We start from the raw sequence: 16080 nt of genomic DNA, 5'->3' as shown, positions 1-16080 counted from the left end.
CAGCCCGTCAGTCGTGTGTACGACTGACGGGCTGTTTTATCTTCAAGGCGAAATCATCGCCCTCTGTTTGTGCTACAGCGTGCCGCCATAACGTGCGTCCGAGCCCAGAAGCTCTTCGATTCGCAAGAGTTGGTTGTACTTGCAGATTCGGTCGGTGCGGCTGGCGGAACCGGTCTTGATTTGTCCGGTATTCAGCGCGACCGCCAAGTCGGCGATCGTCGTATCTTCGGTTTCACCCGAACGATGGCTCATCACGGCCGTGTAGCCGTTGCGATAAGCCGTTTGAACGGCGTCGATCGTTTCGGACAGGGTTCCGATCTGATTGACTTTGACCAGGATGCTGTTGGCAATCCCCTTCGAAATCCCTTCACGCAGGCGGCGCGTGTTGGTCACGAACAAGTCATCGCCGACCAATTGAACCTTGGAACCGATGGCATCGGTCAGCAGCTTCCAACCGTCCCAATCGTCTTCGGCACAGCCGTCTTCGATCGAGCAAATTGGATATTTCTCGGACCAGGTCTTCCAGATGTCGACCAGTTCGGCGGCTTTGATCTTCTTGCCGTCCATCTCGTACAGGCCCGTTTTGGAATCGTAGAATTCCGTCGAGGCACAATCGAGAGCCAGTTTGATCTGTTCGCCGGGCTTGTACCCCGCAGATTCGATCGCGGCCAGGATCACATGAATCGCGGCTTCGTTGCTTTCGAGATTCGGAGCGAATCCGCCTTCGTCACCGACGGCGGTGCTCATTCCTTTGTCGTGCAGCACCTTCTTCAGATGATGGAAGGTTTCGACTCCGGCCCGCAGACCTTCGCGGAACGTATCAAACCCCACCGGCACAATCATGAACTCTTGCAAGTCGATCGCATTGTTGGCATGCGCACCACCATTGATGATGTTCATCAGCGGTACTGGCAGGGTATTGGCCCCGACGCCGCCCAGGTAGCGAAAGAGCGGCAAGTAGCTGGCTTTGGCAGCCGCGTGTGCGCAGGCGAGTGAGCATGCGAGGATGGAGTTTGCACCCAGACGTGACTTATTGGGAGTTCCATCGGCGTCAATCAAGGCCTTATCGATCGCGCCCTGATCGGTGACGTTCAAATCGATGATCGCATCGGAGAGAACTTCGTTGACATTCTCGACCGCTTGGCGAACCCCCTTGCCGAGATATCGCTTCTTGTTGCCGGTATCGCGCAATTCGCACGCTTCATGGGCACCGGTGCTGGCGCCACTTGGTACTGCGGCAACGCCAACCGTACCATCTTCGAGTTCCACTTCGACCTCAACGGTCGGGTTGCCACGACTATCCAGGATTTCCCTGGCGTGTACGGCGGAGATCGCCACACTCATTCTTCAGCCTTTCTTCCTCAAACAAACAGGGGCGTCGTTCTTCATCAGGCTCCGAGACGATTCACACGGAACGCGCCGAGCGCACTGGATTCCAACGCAAATTCGCCTCGAATTCCGCCGTGTTGTACCAGAATGTGAGAACTGCATCCATCAGTCCTGTTTTTTGCGTTCTCAGGTTCCCCTCCGGTTCGTTCGAGAATGCCGATTTTCGCATGTTGCCAAAACACCACATGAAATCAGAGCCGAAAGCGGGCACAAACAACGACGTAAGAATTGGCGGCTTTCCAGAAAATCTGCTGGTCAACGGCACAACGTCGACTTACCTTAGAATACGCAATTTCAATTTCGTCGGCGCTCACGGGAAAACGGAACGTATAATTCCGTGGGGCATGGAGTTTCGGCGAATTCTGACCATTGAACCGTTTGAATTCACGACGTCACCCGTCGCGATTTGACTGCGAACTGATAAGCGTTAACTGATCGAAATACGAGCCAATTCGTTTTGGGAAAATGACTCATGAATCAGAAGCGATTCCTGACCGCTGACGAAGTCTTCCAACTGTTCGGTGTCGATACCGAAATGCTGGATCAACTTGTCGAAGCGGGAGACGTTCAGGCACTTCAAGATCTGGGTTCATTCAAGTTTCGCCGCGAAGACTTCGTGAAATTGGTTCAGGACGGACGCCTGTCACCACGGACCGCCGGCGAAATGTTCCAAGTTGACGCTCAGGGTGACATCCCTTTCCTGAAATTGAAACAGCAAGACGACGGTTTGAAATTTGACGAAGATGTCGAGTTTCTCGAATTGGATGAAGACGCGCTGAACGAGCAGGCTGGGAAGCCAACCTCAAAGACACCCGTCCGCCCTGAAAATCGGATGAGCGACAGCGACGAAACAGGATCGATGCAAACCTCACGCGAGGTATCTGTTTTCGATACCCCGGAAAAGTCGTCCAGAGAGAAGACGGACTTTGAGGTCACCTCGCGCGATCGGATCGAAAGCGACAGCAATGTGCGGCTGATCAGTGACGAGACGATCGACTTCGATGAGCCCCGCAGCACCTCCGCAGGAACGGACAGCGACGTCCGGCTATCCGGCCCTGTCAGCTCGTCCAAGTCTGGTCCGATCTCCAAGGGAGAAAGCGATAGCGACGTCCGATTCTTCAAAATGGTCAGCGAATCGGGCGAAAGCGACAGCGATGTCTCGATCTTGCCGAGTTCGGCGATCCCACCTATGCCGAAAAACGCCTCGAAAGGAGCAACTCCGTCGAGCCAGAAGCAACCGGACAGCGACAGTGATGTTCAAATCGCGCCTGTCGCAGGTAGTCCATCAGCAGGTCATGGAACGGCCCAGAAGAGTGCCTCACCCGTTGAAAGCGACAGCGACATTATCCTGATGGGCTCCCCCGCAGATGCCAAATCGGGCTCGTCAAAATGGCGACTCGGGAAAAAGGCCGATAGCGATAGCGACGTCCGACTTGCGAGCGATTCGGGCAAACTGTCACCGGACGCGGCAGCGCCCGTGGCATCGATTCATGCCGATACCGATAGTGACGTCAAGTTGAGTGACAGCAGTGTGCGTCTGGAGCCCGGATCGACCCCGTCCACCCCAGTTGTACCAGCAGTGAGTCTCGAAACTTCAACTCCGGAACCGGCAGACGATCCGGTTGAATTGAGCCTTGATTTCCTGGACAACGTCGAAGAAGCGGCGATCGAACAGGACGCTCACTCGGACACCGCCGAGCATCCCCTCGAAATGGCCGATGACGACGATGATTCATTTGAATTGTCGCTGCTCGAATCACCTATTACGGAACATGAGCTTCCCGTCACTTCCGAGTCTCAGAACGAGCTTCGACTGCATCAAGCCGACGATGACAGTGAAGTTTCCCTCGAGGAGACCGGCCTGGATCGTGAATTCACGCTCGCGTCGTCCGCCACTGACAGTGAGATTGCCGTTGAGCCTGACAGTGGGATTTCTCTAGAAGCCGAACCGAGTGACAGTGGAATCTCGCTCGACCAGTCGGGAACCGACAGCGGAATTTCGCTCGATCCGGCAGGCTCCGATATCAAGGTTCTATCAGCAGCCCAAAAGCCAGCGAGTGACATTGTGCTGGGTGGCCTACAGGACGACAGCAACATCCGTTTTGGCCTGGACCAAGACAGCGGAATCTCGCTCGACACGCAGGGCGCTGATAGCGGAATCATGCTTGATCAAGGTGATAGCGGAATCCGTTTCGATTCCCCAGCCGATAGCGGCATCAGCCTGATGGATGCCGACAGTGGGATCTCGATTGAAAGTGGTGACAGCGGAATCAGCCTGGGTGATGACTCCGACGATCTGGGAGCGACGTTCGTCGACCGCGACCTGCCTGACTTCGAGCCCAAGTCGAAAAACGCGGGGCAGACCGAAACCTTTGAGTCCCGTGATTCGGGATTCGATGTCAGTCTGGCCGAAAGCGATCACACGATGGAAATGACACTCGATGAGGATCTCAGTTCCTCAGAGACCGTGGTCCAGCGAGACAAGAAGAAATCCTCCGGAAGCAAGTCGCTCGATTTGAGCGAAGCGTTCCAATTGGACGAGCCACTGGAAGTCGAAGATCTTGACATCTCGGAAGACCTTGACGCGGCCGTCGGCAGTGATTTTAGTGACGAGTTCGCCAGCATTGATGAAGACGAGGTCGTTGAAGTCTCCGATGACGCGTTCAGTGCAGACTCGGTTTCCGTGGCCGAAGGGGCGAGTGACGAAAGCCTTGAAGCAGAAGTCGCGGCGGCTCCCAAACGTCGAACTGGACCAACAGAACCACCTTGGGGAATGGCGGCAGTGGCCCCGATCATCGGCGCGTCATTGGCAATGGCTGTGACCGTTCTCGTACTCTGGGGCGGGGTCTCGACCATGTGGGATGGGAGTGAAGCATCGGGCCCGGCAGCGATGTTGATTTCAACTCTCGGCGGTCTGTTCTAGTGATCGCAGGATCGTGATCTCGCAGGTGGGTGCATCATTCGCAGGCCCGTTGGTCCGCTTGCTGCGGATTGAAGGAGCACACCTTCTGATGTGGGCTGCGGTCTTGTCGCCGGCGCTCGATTCACCGGCTCCTGACCTGGATGGGCGGCAGTGAATCTGGCTGCACCGACTTGTGACAAACGATCCCGCATGTGACAATTGTAGTCCTCTTTCAATCAACTTTTCGATTCCCGGGGATTCACACCATGCGCCGTGCGCTCGCGTCGTTTATTTGTGTTTCACTGATCGTAGGCTGCTCAGGAAGCACCAAATCCGACACCGCAGCGTCGGGCAAAGAGGGGGCTTCTAAGAAATTACGGATTGCCGTGATCCCCAAAGGAACGACGCATGTCTTTTGGAAATCGGTTCACGCCGGAGCTCAGAAAGCGGCGAAAGAACTGGGCAACGTTGAGATTCTCTGGAAGGGACCTCTGCTCGAGAACGATCGCGACACTCAAATGAATGTCGTTCAGGATTTCATTTCATCGAAGGTCGATGGAATCTGCCTGGCGCCGCTCGACAAACAGGCATTGATCAGCCCCGTGAAAGAAGCGGTTGAAGCATCCGTTCCCGTCGTCATCTTTGACAGCGCTCTTCAAGACGAATCGGTGATCGTCAGCTACGTCGCAACCGACAATCGCAAAGGTGGGGAACTGGCCGCGCGGCACATGGCCAGTCTGCTGGGTGGCTACGGGAATGTCATCATTCTGCGTTACAATTCGGGTAGCGAGAGCACCGAACAACGCGAAGAAGGATTCCTCGAAACATTGAAAACGGAATTTCCGGGGGTGACAGTCATCTCCTCCAGCGAATATGCGGGAACGACTCCCGAACAGTCACTCGACAAGGCCACGCAGGTCTTGGGGAAATATCGCAATGAGGTCAACGGCATCTTCGCCGTCTGCGAACCGAACGCCAATGGGGTTCTGATCGCGTTGAGGGAAACTCAACTCGCTGGCAAGGTCAAGTTCATCGCGTTTGATTCCAGCGAAGACCTGATCCGAGCCATGAGCGACGGAACGTGTCACGGCATCGTCTTGCAAGATCCGGTCAGCATGGGCTATCAGTCTGTGATGACCATCGTGAACTCCATCCGTGGCGAGCCGGTCGAAAAACGAATCGGCACCGGCGAGTTTCTGGCCACTCCCGAGAACATGAAAACACCCGAAATGGATAAATTGCTCAATCCCGAACGGTACTGAGTCGTCCAGCGGTTTGGTGAAAACTCGATTCGAAGGTCTATCGCGTGACGGGCGTGTCGCGAATTCCGTCCAGTCCGAGCAAGAATAGATCGCGCAGCGACCGGACAATTTCGGCGACATTGATCTTCGATTGGCCGATGATACGGTCTTCAAACACGATGGGAGTCTCGACGATGCGACACCCGACGCGGGCACATCGATAGAGGAACTCTTCCTGAAACGCGTATCCGCGTGAGCGAATCTTCGTAAAGTCCAGCTCTCGAATCTTGCTGATGCGATAGCAGCGAAATGATCCGCTGCAGTCGCGTGCCTTGGCTCCCAGCAGCACATGAGAATACCAGTTAATTCCCTGGCTCATGAAATGCCGCATGGCACTCCAACCGGTGATGCCGCCACCAGGCACGTATCGCGAACCGATTCCCACATCGGCCATTTGCATGCATCCCCAGATCGCACGCAAATGGCGGGGATGATGGCTAAAATCCGCGTCCATATTCAGAACGTAGTCATAGCCTTGGTCAATGGCCCATTGAAATCCGGCAAGCGTTGCTGCCCCGAGTCCCGCCTTCTTGGTCCGAAGCAACAGTTTTACACGTGGGTCTGCGGCCCCCATCTGCCGGGCGACGTCCGCCGTACCGTCCGGTGAATTGTCATCGACAACCAAAACATCGGCATCTGGCAGTGCTTCGAGAATCTGCGGAATAAGCTTGCCGATGTTTTCACGCTCGTTGTAAGTACAGAGCGTGACAACCAGCCGTGATGACGAAAGCGGTGCGACAGGCGACATTTATGACTCCAAAACGAATATTGGTCGCGGATATTCGTAGAAGATGTCGCCGACGTCCAGCCCAGTCCGGGAAACCGGGCTATCGCTTCTTTTTCTTTTTGTCACTTCGGTTTGAGGTCGCCCCGCCTTCTAACTGGCGTGACGCGGCGCGTTGATTGTCTGCCGCGTCTTGCAGACTTTTCCAAAACCCGCCGACGACTGATGGCTTGCCGCCATCTGCCAGAGGTGGAGATCCCGCTGGTCCAACCAGCACGGCTTCACCTTCGGGAGGGCTCTCTTTTTTAAAGTGCTCGAACACCCATCGCTCGGTCATCGACCAGACATTGGTCGCGATGAAGTACAGGCACAACCCTGATGGAACGCGGAAGAACATGGCTCCCATGAAAATCATCATGTAACTCATCATCTTCTGCTGCTGCGCCTGTTCTTCATTGGTCGGCGGCGGCATCGTCAACTTCTGATGAATAAACATCAAACCGGTCGAGATGCACGGCAGCAAATTGAAGTGCGTCCACCCGAACCAGGGGACGACAAACGGCAGTTTAAACAGAGCATCCGGCGACGCCAGATTTTCGAACCAGAGGAACGGTTCCATCCGCAATTCGATCGAACTGCCAATCGCACGGTAGAGTGCAATGAAGATAGGCAGTTGCAGGAACATCGGCAGACACCCGCTCATCATCAGGCCAAGCTGCTCTTTGCTCAGCTCTTGAGCGGCCTTCATATATTCTTCGGTATTCTTGCCATACTTGGCCTCAAGCTCTTTTTGCTTGGCCAACATCTTCGGCTGTAGCACCTTCATCTTCGCGGCGTTGGCCGCCTGATGCTTTGAGATTGGCATCAAAAGCGTTCGCACGAGAGCGGTCAGGCAGATGATCGCAATTCCGTAGCTGAGCCCCAGTCCATGGAACATATTCAGCAACCAGACCATCCCCCGGCAGATGGAATCGAACCAGCCATAGTCCATCACGGCCATGGCCGAGAGGCGACCGATCAATTCCTTGCGTTTCGGTCCCGCAAACAACGTGTACTCGTGCGTGACCTCACCATTGGCGGGAACCGTGATCACCTTGGACTTCAGTTCAACGGAAACATCGCTGTACTCAGGCTTCTCGCGGTTTTCGCTGGCGACAACCGCTTTCGTGAATTCCAGCTGATCGGCCCCTGGCAGGATCAACGTTGCGAAGTACAGCACGTCGACGCCGATGTATTTGACTTTTCGCGCCCATTCGGCGATGGGCGTCGTAGCCTTGTTGCGATCTTTCTTGACCGTATCGGCGGCCGATTGTTTGCTCTCATCAACTGTGACGCCATCATCACGCAAGAATCCCATCCGAATATCGCGATACTTGTACGAATTCTCGGCATCCTCCAGGGGAATACCAACGGGTCCTTGCAACGTATAGCTGAGGGTCTGATCCTGGGCGGTGAGATTCTTCGACGTGATCGTCAGCTTGATTTCGTAGCCTTCGACCAACGTATCACGATGATTCTTATGCTCAAGCTGCTCTGGCGTCAGTTGCGTCAGCTCGAAACGTTTGGTCAATTCCCATTGACCGTCGGGTGACTTGAACCGGAACGTCGCAGCCCGTTCCGCCTGCTTGGGGTCGATTTCGGGAACCACTTCCCATGAAACCAAATCGAGGGTGGAATTCCCCAGTTGCTTGTCGATCTCTGCCGAGCGCAGCGCGAAGGTTTTGAGCGGTGTGCGTGCGTCACTTCCGAGCACCCGAACGCGTCGACCACGATGTCCGAATGCCGGATAACGCTTCTTATCCGTCAGCTCGACCGAATCAATGGCCGCACCTTGACTGTTGAGTTGAGCGGCAAGAAAGAATTCGTCGAGTGACGCGGTGTTTGCCGCAACCTTGTCCAGATCGGGATCGACGGGCCCCAACTGGATCGTCTTCGAGGGATGAGCGGGAACATTGGCTTCAATCACAGGCGTCACCGGAGTGATCGCCAGATTCACAGGTTTTGATGCATCTGCGGCGCTATCAAATGCCTGTTTTTCCTTCTCCGCAACAGTCGCCGCCTCATTCGATTGATTTGGCGGCTTCAGCGCATTCGGGAAAAAGAAGGGAACAGCCAGTTGAAACCAGGCGAGCCAGATCGCCATGGACAACACGAAAAAGACAAAAAACCGTCGCTGTTCCATTCCAGATACCAATTACCAGAGGGGACTTGCCCGTCCTCGCAGTTGCCAACGAGGACTAAAGCTTTCAATCGCGGCCAACGAATTGAGGAAACCATTCCGTCAATTTCGCTGACATTTTCACAACGCATATTCGACGGCAGCAGATCACAGGTGATCAGCGCCCGTCCGCGAGACGCTCTCCCAGAAAATTATCGAGATCAGAGATCTCGTAGATTTTCTGTGCGGTTCGGGCGAAATCGTATTCGACCCGCTTGAAGTAGATCATATTGCCGTCGAGGACAACATACGAGGAACGGTTGTCACTATTTCGCGGCTGACCAACGGAACCAACATTCACAAGAATCTTCTTGTCTGTCATCTCGTACTTGAAATCGATCTCTTCAGGTGCCAGAAAATTCAAATCCTCGGTGAACACACCGGGAATATGCGTATGCCCCTGAAAACAGTACTTCTCGACCAATGAGAAGATTCGCTCCATCTTCCGCTGGTTGTAGATGTCTTCGGGGAAGACATATTCATTCAGTGGATTGCGGGCAGAACCGTGTACGAACAGGTAATTCGGTTCACGATGAACTCGAGGTAACTCACCCAAGAAATCCCAGCGTTTATCCGCATCCGGCCCCGAACTCGATTCGAGGGTTTTTCGGGTCCAAAACACCGCACGCTCGGCACTGGCGTTGAATCCTTCTGGATCGAACAAGGCGGCCTGATCATGGTTCCCTAGCAACGTCAACTTGCAGGTCGACATCACCCGATCGATACACTCGCACGGATTGGGGCCATAACCGATGATGTCTCCCAGGCAGTAGATTTCGGAGATATTCTGCCCCCGGATGTCGGCCAGGACGGCTTCCAGCGCTTCGAGATTCGCGTGAATATCGCTAATGATGGCGCGCAACGCTGATTCCTCGCTGGATCGCAAAGGGACGGTGTAAAACTCGTGGCACAGCCATCCTGTTCTGACAGGTTCGTACGAATCGCCCGCAGGCTCATTGGCCTGCACGTTGCGAGTTCATCAACGTGTCAATTCAGGTTTGCAGCTCCACTTCAATGCGTGTAATTCGGTTGCTCGGTCCTGCAGGTATGCTCGCGTTGGAGAAGCCCTCATTCGCAACCGTGGGCTTTGACACAATTCAGAGTCCGCCCACCCTGATGACCAGATTCCGATTGATTGGCATCGCTTCAATCAGAATTTTTACTGTGCCCCGCCGCGCCGTCTCATGGCCAGCGTAACGCACCATCAATGAAAAATGGACGAGACCCTTAAAATGGATCATAAATCTGCCTGACACTCGCGGCAAGCAATGTCCATAATTTGACTTGCAATAAGTGAACTTCGCCGCCGGAAATTCCGACTGCGCATCCTGGAAAAGCGAGAAGTTCAGTGCTGCAACCACACGGCGAAACCGTCATTGCAGGACAACTTTGCCGGTGGCGACGGCAAGAACGCGCGTCAAACTCGGCACGATCGGCAACGTCAGAGAGCTGACGGGGTTCGCGCGATCGGGAAGAGAGAAGAAATCCGTCGGACGAAGCGAATTTCCGCTTCGCCCAACTGTCCATGCCGCGAGGCGGGACCTTTGGGAGAAGCCGTTAGTAGGCCCTGCGCTGGCGCGACGAAGGAATATCCAGCGCCTTGCGGTACTTTGTTACCGTTCGCCGTGCCAGAGTGTAACCAAATTTCTGCAGTTCATCGACGAGGGCATCGTCGCTCAGTGGATCGTTCTTATCCTCTTTATCAACGATTTCTTTCAGCTTAATTCTGATGATGTCCCAGGCGACTTCTTCTCCGCTTTCCGTGACTGTGCCCCCGCCAAAGAACCGCTTGAGCGGATAAAGGCCGCGTGGGGTTTGAATCCATTTGTCGTCGACGGCACGCGAGACGGTTGTCACGTGGACTTTCACGACGTCGGCAATCTCTTGCATTTTAAGCGGAACAATCGCTTCGGGGCCAAATTCGAGAAACGCCGTTTGCTTGTCGACGATCGATTGCGCCACGCGTTTGAGCGTGTTATGGCGCTGCTCAATGCTCTCGATCAACCATTTGGCGGAATCGATCTTCCGTTTGATGTATTCCTTCGTCTTGGGGTCAGCGCCGTCGCGAAGGATTTGCTGATACCGCTTGCTGATCCGCAATCGCGGGGTGTATTCATCCATCACCCTGACGATCCATTTGTCGTCCCCATTTTGCTCGACGAACACATCAGGCTTAACGGCTTGGGCTGGCCTCGCTTCGAATCCGCGGCCCGGAAACGGATTCATGTGACGCAGTTCTTCGTACGCCAACTTGATCGTCTCGATCGAGTACCCCGTCTTGCGCTCGATCAATGGCAAGCGATTTTGTGCCAGATCTTCAAGGTGCGAGGCAATCAGCGTCGCGAGGACATCTCGATAAGGTGCTTCCTCGCGCAGTTGCAGCAGCAGGCATTCTTTCGCATCGCGCGCTCCACAACCCGGTGGATCAAGGCGTTGAATAAGCTGCAGTGCCGCCTGCGCGTCAACGTCGGCGATCGACTTCCCATAGACCTGAATCAGGTCTGGCAGGCTACCCGGCAAGCGTCCGTTGTGATCCAGATTCTGAATGAGAAATTGCCCGAATTCGCGCACTTCGGCCGGAACGCTGAAAAATCCAAACTGTTCCAGCAAATAGTCATTCAGCGACTGCGGTCGGATCGCGATATTCGAGATCATATCGTGCTGCCGATCGCCGTCCTCTTCCATGCGATTGGATGACGGCTTACTACCCGACGTGTAATTGTCTTCGGGCCAGTCCTGCGACATCTCGAGCAGCCGTTCGAAGTCCGCTTCATTGTTGTGAGCGTCGTCGACTTTCAGCTCTTTTTCGGCAATATTCTTTTCGGTGGCTTCTTCGCGCGCTTCTTCGAGATTGTGCTGCAATTCCGGAGCGTCACGATCAGAACTCCGCATCTCCAGGCAGGGATTCTCGGACAGTTCCTGTTCGATCCTTTCATCCAGTGCCATCGTGGGCAACTGCAGGATCTCCATCGATTGAATCATTCGTGGAGCCAGCTTCATTTGCTGGCTCATCTTCATTTGTTGGGAGAAATTCAACTGCATATCGAGTGTCTCAATCGTTAGATTGGGTTTTGCGTTCTTCCGTTCTGCGAAGCCATTGGACTCCTTCGCATGAAACGACCTTTGGCACTGACAACGAGTGGCACAGCCACTCAGCCCTGGCAGGTTCGCGAGCGTCGCCCGCAGGTTCGTTGGCCTGCTCGAAGCGAATTCTTCGACTTGTCAAATCGGGTTTGAAGCTCCACAAGTCCTTATCAGGGAATCAAAGAGGTCAGGGAACTAAAAAGATTGTCTTCCTCGAATGGCATCCGCCAACATTTCACGATTAGCAAACTCTAACACACTCCCGGAGGCGATCCCGCGAGCAAGTCGCGTGATTTTTACCGGATCGTTCGCCAGCAGGTTTGAGATAAACAGTGACGTGCCGTCCCCTTCCAGAGTCGGGTTCGTCGCCATCAAAATCTCTTTAACCCCTCCCTGCCGAACACGTTTCACCAACGCACCAATATTCAGATCTTCAGGCCCCACGCCATTGAGTGGCGCCAGACGCCCTCCCAAAACGTGATAAACCCCATTGAAAATCGACGCCGCCTCGAGCGCAAGCAGGTCGCGAGGCTGCTCGACAACGCACACCGAGTGATGATCTCGACGGGTGTCACTGCAAATATTGCAAACGTCATTCTCAGTCAGATTGAAACAAACGGAACAGGGACGGACGACCGTTTTGACGCGGCGAATCGCTTCGGCCAAGGAATTGGCTTCTTCCTCTGAGCAATCCAATAAATGATTCGCGAGTCGCTCGGCAGACTTACGTCCGACCCCCGGCAATGTTGCGAGTCGTTCGATTAAGTTTCCCACTGCGGCCCCATAAGGATGCCGTGGAGGCTCCTCAATCCGTGCCATCAATACGTCTCCTGAACCACATTATTTCACGATTTTCCCAACCCCATACCACCCAGCATTTCACCCAGGCCGGGAAGATTCATCCCGCCGGTGATCGAACTCATCTCGGCCGCCTGTTGTTCCAACAGCTTTTCCATGGCCTGATTCGTCGCCGCAACCACCAGATCTTCAAGCATTTCCGTGTCGCCAGCCTGAACAAGCGTTGGATCGATTCGGCATGACAGAACGCGCATCGTGCCGCCCACTGTCACCGCGACCATCCCTCCCCCAGCGCTACCTTCACACTTCAGGTTTGCAATCCGTTCTTTCGACTCTGCAATCTTTCCCTGCATCCCTTGTGCCTGTTTCATCAAGGATGCAAATTGACCGAGTTCTTTGAACATTTTTGCTACTCCACACTCGTTTCGGCACGCGGATTGTCCGATGGCTCAGCAAGAAGCTCTCTGACCTTCCAGTTCTTGACACCAAACGTTCGCGTTACATCTTGGAGATAGGGATCTTCCGGATCTTCAATAATCTGGCTTCGCTGCATCGGCGCTGATGTGGCCGCGGCCTTCACCTTTGCCGCCGACTCCACAGCCTCGACCGTTCGAAATCGGATGCGAATTGGAATTCCCACCAATTCTTGGATGACAGACTCAAGTCGAGCAATCGTTTCGGGCCGGTCTAATGTCTTCCTCTCCACATCATAGTTCATGGGGAGCGAAAACTCCAATACATTTGGCCCAATAATTGCTAACGCTGTGCTGCGACGAACGGACGCACCGGTCATATCGTTCAGTCTGTCCGCGATGGCCAACTGCAAGTCATTGCCACACCCCTCTTTCCACTCGATCGTCGGCTGAATCGAGAGCGTCGGCGGAGGCGAAATCGCTTCGAGCGGTGCTGACGGACGCGTCAAGACGGCGAGTGGCTCACTTTTTTTTTGACCGGCGCTGGGTGCGGAAGGCGATGGGAGCTCTGTCGGAGCTGAAGAATTCGAGTGAGCGGGAGCACGCTGTGCCACAAGGGCGGGGGCCGAAACGACCACTCCTGCCTTAAGTTGAGAAATCAGATCGTCCAATCGATCCAAATCCTCCAAACACGAGATTCTTACCAGGGCCAGCTCGGCCAAGACTCGCCCATACGAAACACGCTGCATTCGACTTTTGGCTTCCGCCAGGATTTGCATTGCAGTTGTGATTGTCTGCAGGCCCCACCGCTGCGCCTGCTGTCGCAGTAGATCGCGGCAATCGGAGCCAACAGCCAGCAGCGGAATGGATGTCGCCTCGCACGCCGTTACCATCAGATCCCGAAAATACGCTACGAGTTGATCGGTAAACGCCTCAAGCTGGACACCCTCTCGCATTGCGGCGTCCAACCGCATCAAAGCATCCCCCTGGCGTCGCTCGATGAGCGCATCCACCATGCCCGTCAAACGGTCATCAGGGGCTGTGCCGAGCAGTCGATGGACGTCGGCGCTCGAGATTTGCTTCGAACCGAACGCCAGCAGTTGATCAAACAGCGACTGGCTATCACGCATCGAACCGGCGGCACGGCGAGCGACAAGTTCCAGCGCCGCCTCATCAACCTGAAAGCCTTCGGCCTCAGCCAGTTGCCTAAGCCGAATCGTAATATTGTCGGTCGAAATCGTGCCAAAGTCGAATCGCTGACAGCGCGACAAAATGGTGTCAGGAACCTTATTCGACTCGGTGGTGCAAAAAATGAATTTCACCATCGGCGGCGGTTCTTCGAGCGTTTTCAGCAAGGCGTTGAACGCCTCCTTCGTCAACATGTGAACTTCGTCGATGATGTAGATTTTGAATTTCGACCGCATCGACTTGATGTTGACGTTCGCCCTTAGCGATCGGATGTCATCAATCCCACGATTGGAGGCACCGTCGATCTCAGACACGTCGACATCTTGGCCAACCGAAATCCCTCGACATTGCTCACAGACATTGCAGGGCACGCCGTCGACGGCGTCCGGACAATTGAGTGCCTTGGCAAAAATCCGCGCCATGGACGTCTTGCCGACTCCGCGAGCCCCCGTGAATAAGTAGGCATGCGCTACGCGTCCGTCGTGGATGGCATTGCGCAATGTCTGAGCAACGCGTTCCTGCCCAACCACCTCAGTAAACGTCTGCGGGCGAAATCGGCGTGCAAGAACTGTGTACTGGGGCTCCATGGCGTAATTCTCAAGGTTGAAAGAATGACTTCTCGTCGAAAAGGGATAATACCCGACGGCAAGTCCGTTTAGCGACCATCGAATGCATTCTGGGCCTGACGATCGGCGAAACGGCCAACAAACCTGAGGATGCCAGCGCTTCGACGGCGAAGATCGCCCGGAATCCGCGCCCAGAAGGCTTCCAGGCGACCGGTGAACACGTCGTGTTCGTGGCAGATCTGGCGGTAAAGCGTGCCCGCGAAGAGCCGCCGAGAGGACAATCGACCGAGGGCACGCGACTATCGACCGCGCGATCTGAGCGCACGCTCGACGCCGGCCCCCTCCCCATTGATGGCGGGAGGGGAATGCGAGGCACCATCGCACGGCGATCGGCCACAGCGTATATCGTCTGGTCCGCCTTGGGCAGTCGTGCAAATTAAGCGGCGATCGGACCTGACGCTGGATCGACGGACGGGGGTGCAATCGCGACTTCGGCCGCAACGACCTCCGAGACGAGCGCGGCGTAATCCAGTGCTCCCGGGCTTTTTGCGGCGTAATCGAAGATTGACTGCCCGAAACTAGGAGCCTCTGCCAGCTTGATATTCCGGCGAATTCGGCTTTCGAAAATTCGTGCATTCTTCCAGGGGGCTTTGGGATCGCTCTGCTCGAGAAACCGCATCAAATCGTCGGTGATGTCGGCCGCAAGGCGTGTCGACGTTTCGTACAGGCACAGCACGATTCCGCTGACGACGAGATCACGATTCAATCGTCGTTTTACCAGCGCGGTGGTCTCGAACAGTTTGGACAAACCTTGCAACGCCAGAAAATGGGGCTGCAGCGGAATGAAGACCTCTTTCGCCGCGGTAAGTGCATTTACCGTCAAGACCCCCAGTGAGGGCGGGCAATCCATGACGATGTAGTCGAAAGGCTGCTGCTGGCAAAGCCGTTCAATGGCGCCACGCAGGATCATCTCTCGTCCCGGGGCATCAACCAACTCCACCTCGGTCGCCGCCAGATCCAGGTCCGACGGAACAACCCAGAGGTTGTCGACGGCGAGTTGTTTTACGTCTGCCAACGACTTCCTGCCCGAAAACACATCGTAAACGGTCGGTGTTTGCCCAAACGCGTCAACCCCCGTGTGCAGCGAAGCATGCCCTTGCGGGTCAAGATCGATCAAGCACACTTTGCGGCCCAGCTTGGCCAGGCCAGCGGCCAGATTGACACTGGTGGTCGTCTTTCCGACGCCACCCTTTTGATTCATCACACAAATGCTGCGCATCGGGCATCCTTTCCCGGACAGTCGAAATTCAGAACCCGGATTCAGTGTCGTCTAAGGACATGACGAGCAGCACACTCACGCGTCACTCCTCGCACAAACGACGAACGATCAACCGAGAGTTCCTCGCTTGCACTGCGGGCTAATATCAATCCATGAATAGTTCGGGCTACTTGAAGTTTAATGCAGGAATGAAAACCAGGAAAGACGGCTTTTTTTCA

At 55.0% G+C, this 16080-nt stretch carries 11 protein-coding genes; 2 read left to right on the top strand and 9 right to left on the bottom strand.

The annotated features are described in order from the left end of the window. Window positions 1–72: 72 nt before the first annotated feature. On the bottom strand, window positions 73–1344 hold the full coding sequence (gene eno / locus OSO_RS0101260; protein WP_010581772.1) for a phosphopyruvate hydratase: 1272 nt from the start codon (window positions 1342–1344) through the stop codon (window positions 73–75). A gap of 517 nt (window positions 1345–1861) precedes the next feature. On the opposite strand from eno, the gene OSO_RS0101245 reads away from it, so the two are divergent. Further along, window positions 1862–4312 carry a midas domain-containing protein gene (locus tag OSO_RS0101245; protein ID WP_010581770.1) on the top strand — a complete coding sequence of 817 codons (2451 nt, stop codon included), beginning with the start codon at window positions 1862–1864 and terminating at the stop codon, window positions 4310–4312. Window positions 4313–4557: 245 nt separating this feature from the next. Further along, window positions 4558–5553 (top strand): ABC transporter substrate-binding protein, encoded by a 996-nt coding sequence (locus OSO_RS0101235; RefSeq protein ID WP_010581769.1) that lies wholly within the window; start codon window positions 4558–4560, stop codon window positions 5551–5553. Between the two features lie 37 nt (window positions 5554–5590). Here OSO_RS0101235 and OSO_RS0101230 read toward each other — a convergent pair whose 3' ends face one another. The 8 genes from OSO_RS0101230 to OSO_RS0101190 form a co-directional block, all read right to left on the bottom strand. Further along, on the bottom strand, window positions 5591–6340 hold the full coding sequence (locus OSO_RS0101230) for a polyprenol monophosphomannose synthase (RefSeq protein ID WP_010581768.1): 750 nt from the start codon (window positions 6338–6340) through the stop codon (window positions 5591–5593). A gap of 79 nt (window positions 6341–6419) precedes the next feature. After that, window positions 6420–8498: a membrane protein insertase YidC gene (gene yidC, locus OSO_RS0101225; RefSeq protein WP_010581767.1), complete on the bottom strand. Its 2079-nt coding sequence runs from the start codon at window positions 8496–8498 to the stop codon at window positions 6420–6422. A 154-nt stretch (window positions 8499–8652) separates the two neighbouring features. Further along, window positions 8653–9396, bottom strand: coding sequence for a metallophosphoesterase family protein (locus OSO_RS0101220; RefSeq protein WP_029246529.1), 744 nt, complete (start codon window positions 9394–9396; stop codon window positions 8653–8655). A gap of 695 nt (window positions 9397–10091) precedes the next feature. Next, a complete protein-coding gene (gene rpoN / locus OSO_RS0101210) occupies window positions 10092–11576 on the bottom strand; it encodes an RNA polymerase factor sigma-54 (RefSeq protein WP_010581764.1) in 1485 nt (494 codons plus the stop codon). Window positions 11577–11813: 237 nt separating this feature from the next. Further along, window positions 11814–12437: a recombination mediator RecR gene (gene recR / locus OSO_RS0101205; RefSeq protein WP_010581763.1), complete on the bottom strand. Its 624-nt coding sequence runs from the start codon at window positions 12435–12437 to the stop codon at window positions 11814–11816. A gap of 26 nt (window positions 12438–12463) precedes the next feature. Beyond that, window positions 12464–12820, bottom strand: coding sequence for a YbaB/EbfC family nucleoid-associated protein (locus OSO_RS0101200; protein WP_010581762.1), 357 nt, complete (start codon window positions 12818–12820; stop codon window positions 12464–12466). A 5-nt stretch (window positions 12821–12825) separates the two neighbouring features. Next, window positions 12826–14604, bottom strand: coding sequence for a DNA polymerase III subunit gamma/tau (gene dnaX / locus OSO_RS49335; protein WP_010581761.1), 1779 nt, complete (start codon window positions 14602–14604; stop codon window positions 12826–12828). A gap of 415 nt (window positions 14605–15019) precedes the next feature. Beyond that, entirely contained in the window at window positions 15020–15862 is an 843-nt protein-coding gene (locus OSO_RS0101190; RefSeq protein WP_010581760.1) for a ParA family protein, read from the bottom strand. Window positions 15863–16080 lie beyond the last annotated feature (218 nt).

This window comes from Schlesneria paludicola DSM 18645 (assembly GCF_000255655.1).
GTDB lineage: Bacteria > Planctomycetota > Planctomycetia > Planctomycetales > Planctomycetaceae > Schlesneria > Schlesneria paludicola.
Note: the sequence above shows the minus strand (reverse complement) of the source record. Positions and strands in the feature narration are given on the sequence as shown.

What these genes read in the sequence shown, in the direction of transcription:
- eno (WP_010581772.1), bottom strand. Translation starts at nt 1,344, where the DNA reads ATGAGTGTGGCGATCTCCGCCGTACACGCCAGGGAAATCCTGGATAGT.
- OSO_RS0101245 (WP_010581770.1), top strand. Translation starts at nt 1,862, where the DNA reads ATGAATCAGAAGCGATTCCTGACCGCTGACGAAGTCTTCCAACTGTTC.
- OSO_RS0101235 (WP_010581769.1), top strand. Translation starts at nt 4,558, where the DNA reads ATGCGCCGTGCGCTCGCGTCGTTTATTTGTGTTTCACTGATCGTAGGC.
- OSO_RS0101230 (WP_010581768.1), bottom strand. Translation starts at nt 6,340, where the DNA reads ATGTCGCCTGTCGCACCGCTTTCGTCATCACGGCTGGTTGTCACGCTC.
- yidC (WP_010581767.1), bottom strand. Translation starts at nt 8,498, where the DNA reads ATGGAACAGCGACGGTTTTTTGTCTTTTTCGTGTTGTCCATGGCGATC.
- rpoN (WP_010581764.1), bottom strand. Translation starts at nt 11,576, where the DNA reads ATGCAGTTGAATTTCTCCCAACAAATGAAGATGAGCCAGCAAATGAAG.
- recR (WP_010581763.1), bottom strand. Translation starts at nt 12,437, where the DNA reads ATGGCACGGATTGAGGAGCCTCCACGGCATCCTTATGGGGCCGCAGTG.
- OSO_RS0101200 (WP_010581762.1), bottom strand. Translation starts at nt 12,820, where the DNA reads ATGTTCAAAGAACTCGGTCAATTTGCATCCTTGATGAAACAGGCACAA.
- dnaX (WP_010581761.1), bottom strand. Translation starts at nt 14,604, where the DNA reads ATGGAGCCCCAGTACACAGTTCTTGCACGCCGATTTCGCCCGCAGACG.
- OSO_RS0101190 (WP_010581760.1), bottom strand. Translation starts at nt 15,862, where the DNA reads ATGCGCAGCATTTGTGTGATGAATCAAAAGGGTGGCGTCGGAAAGACG.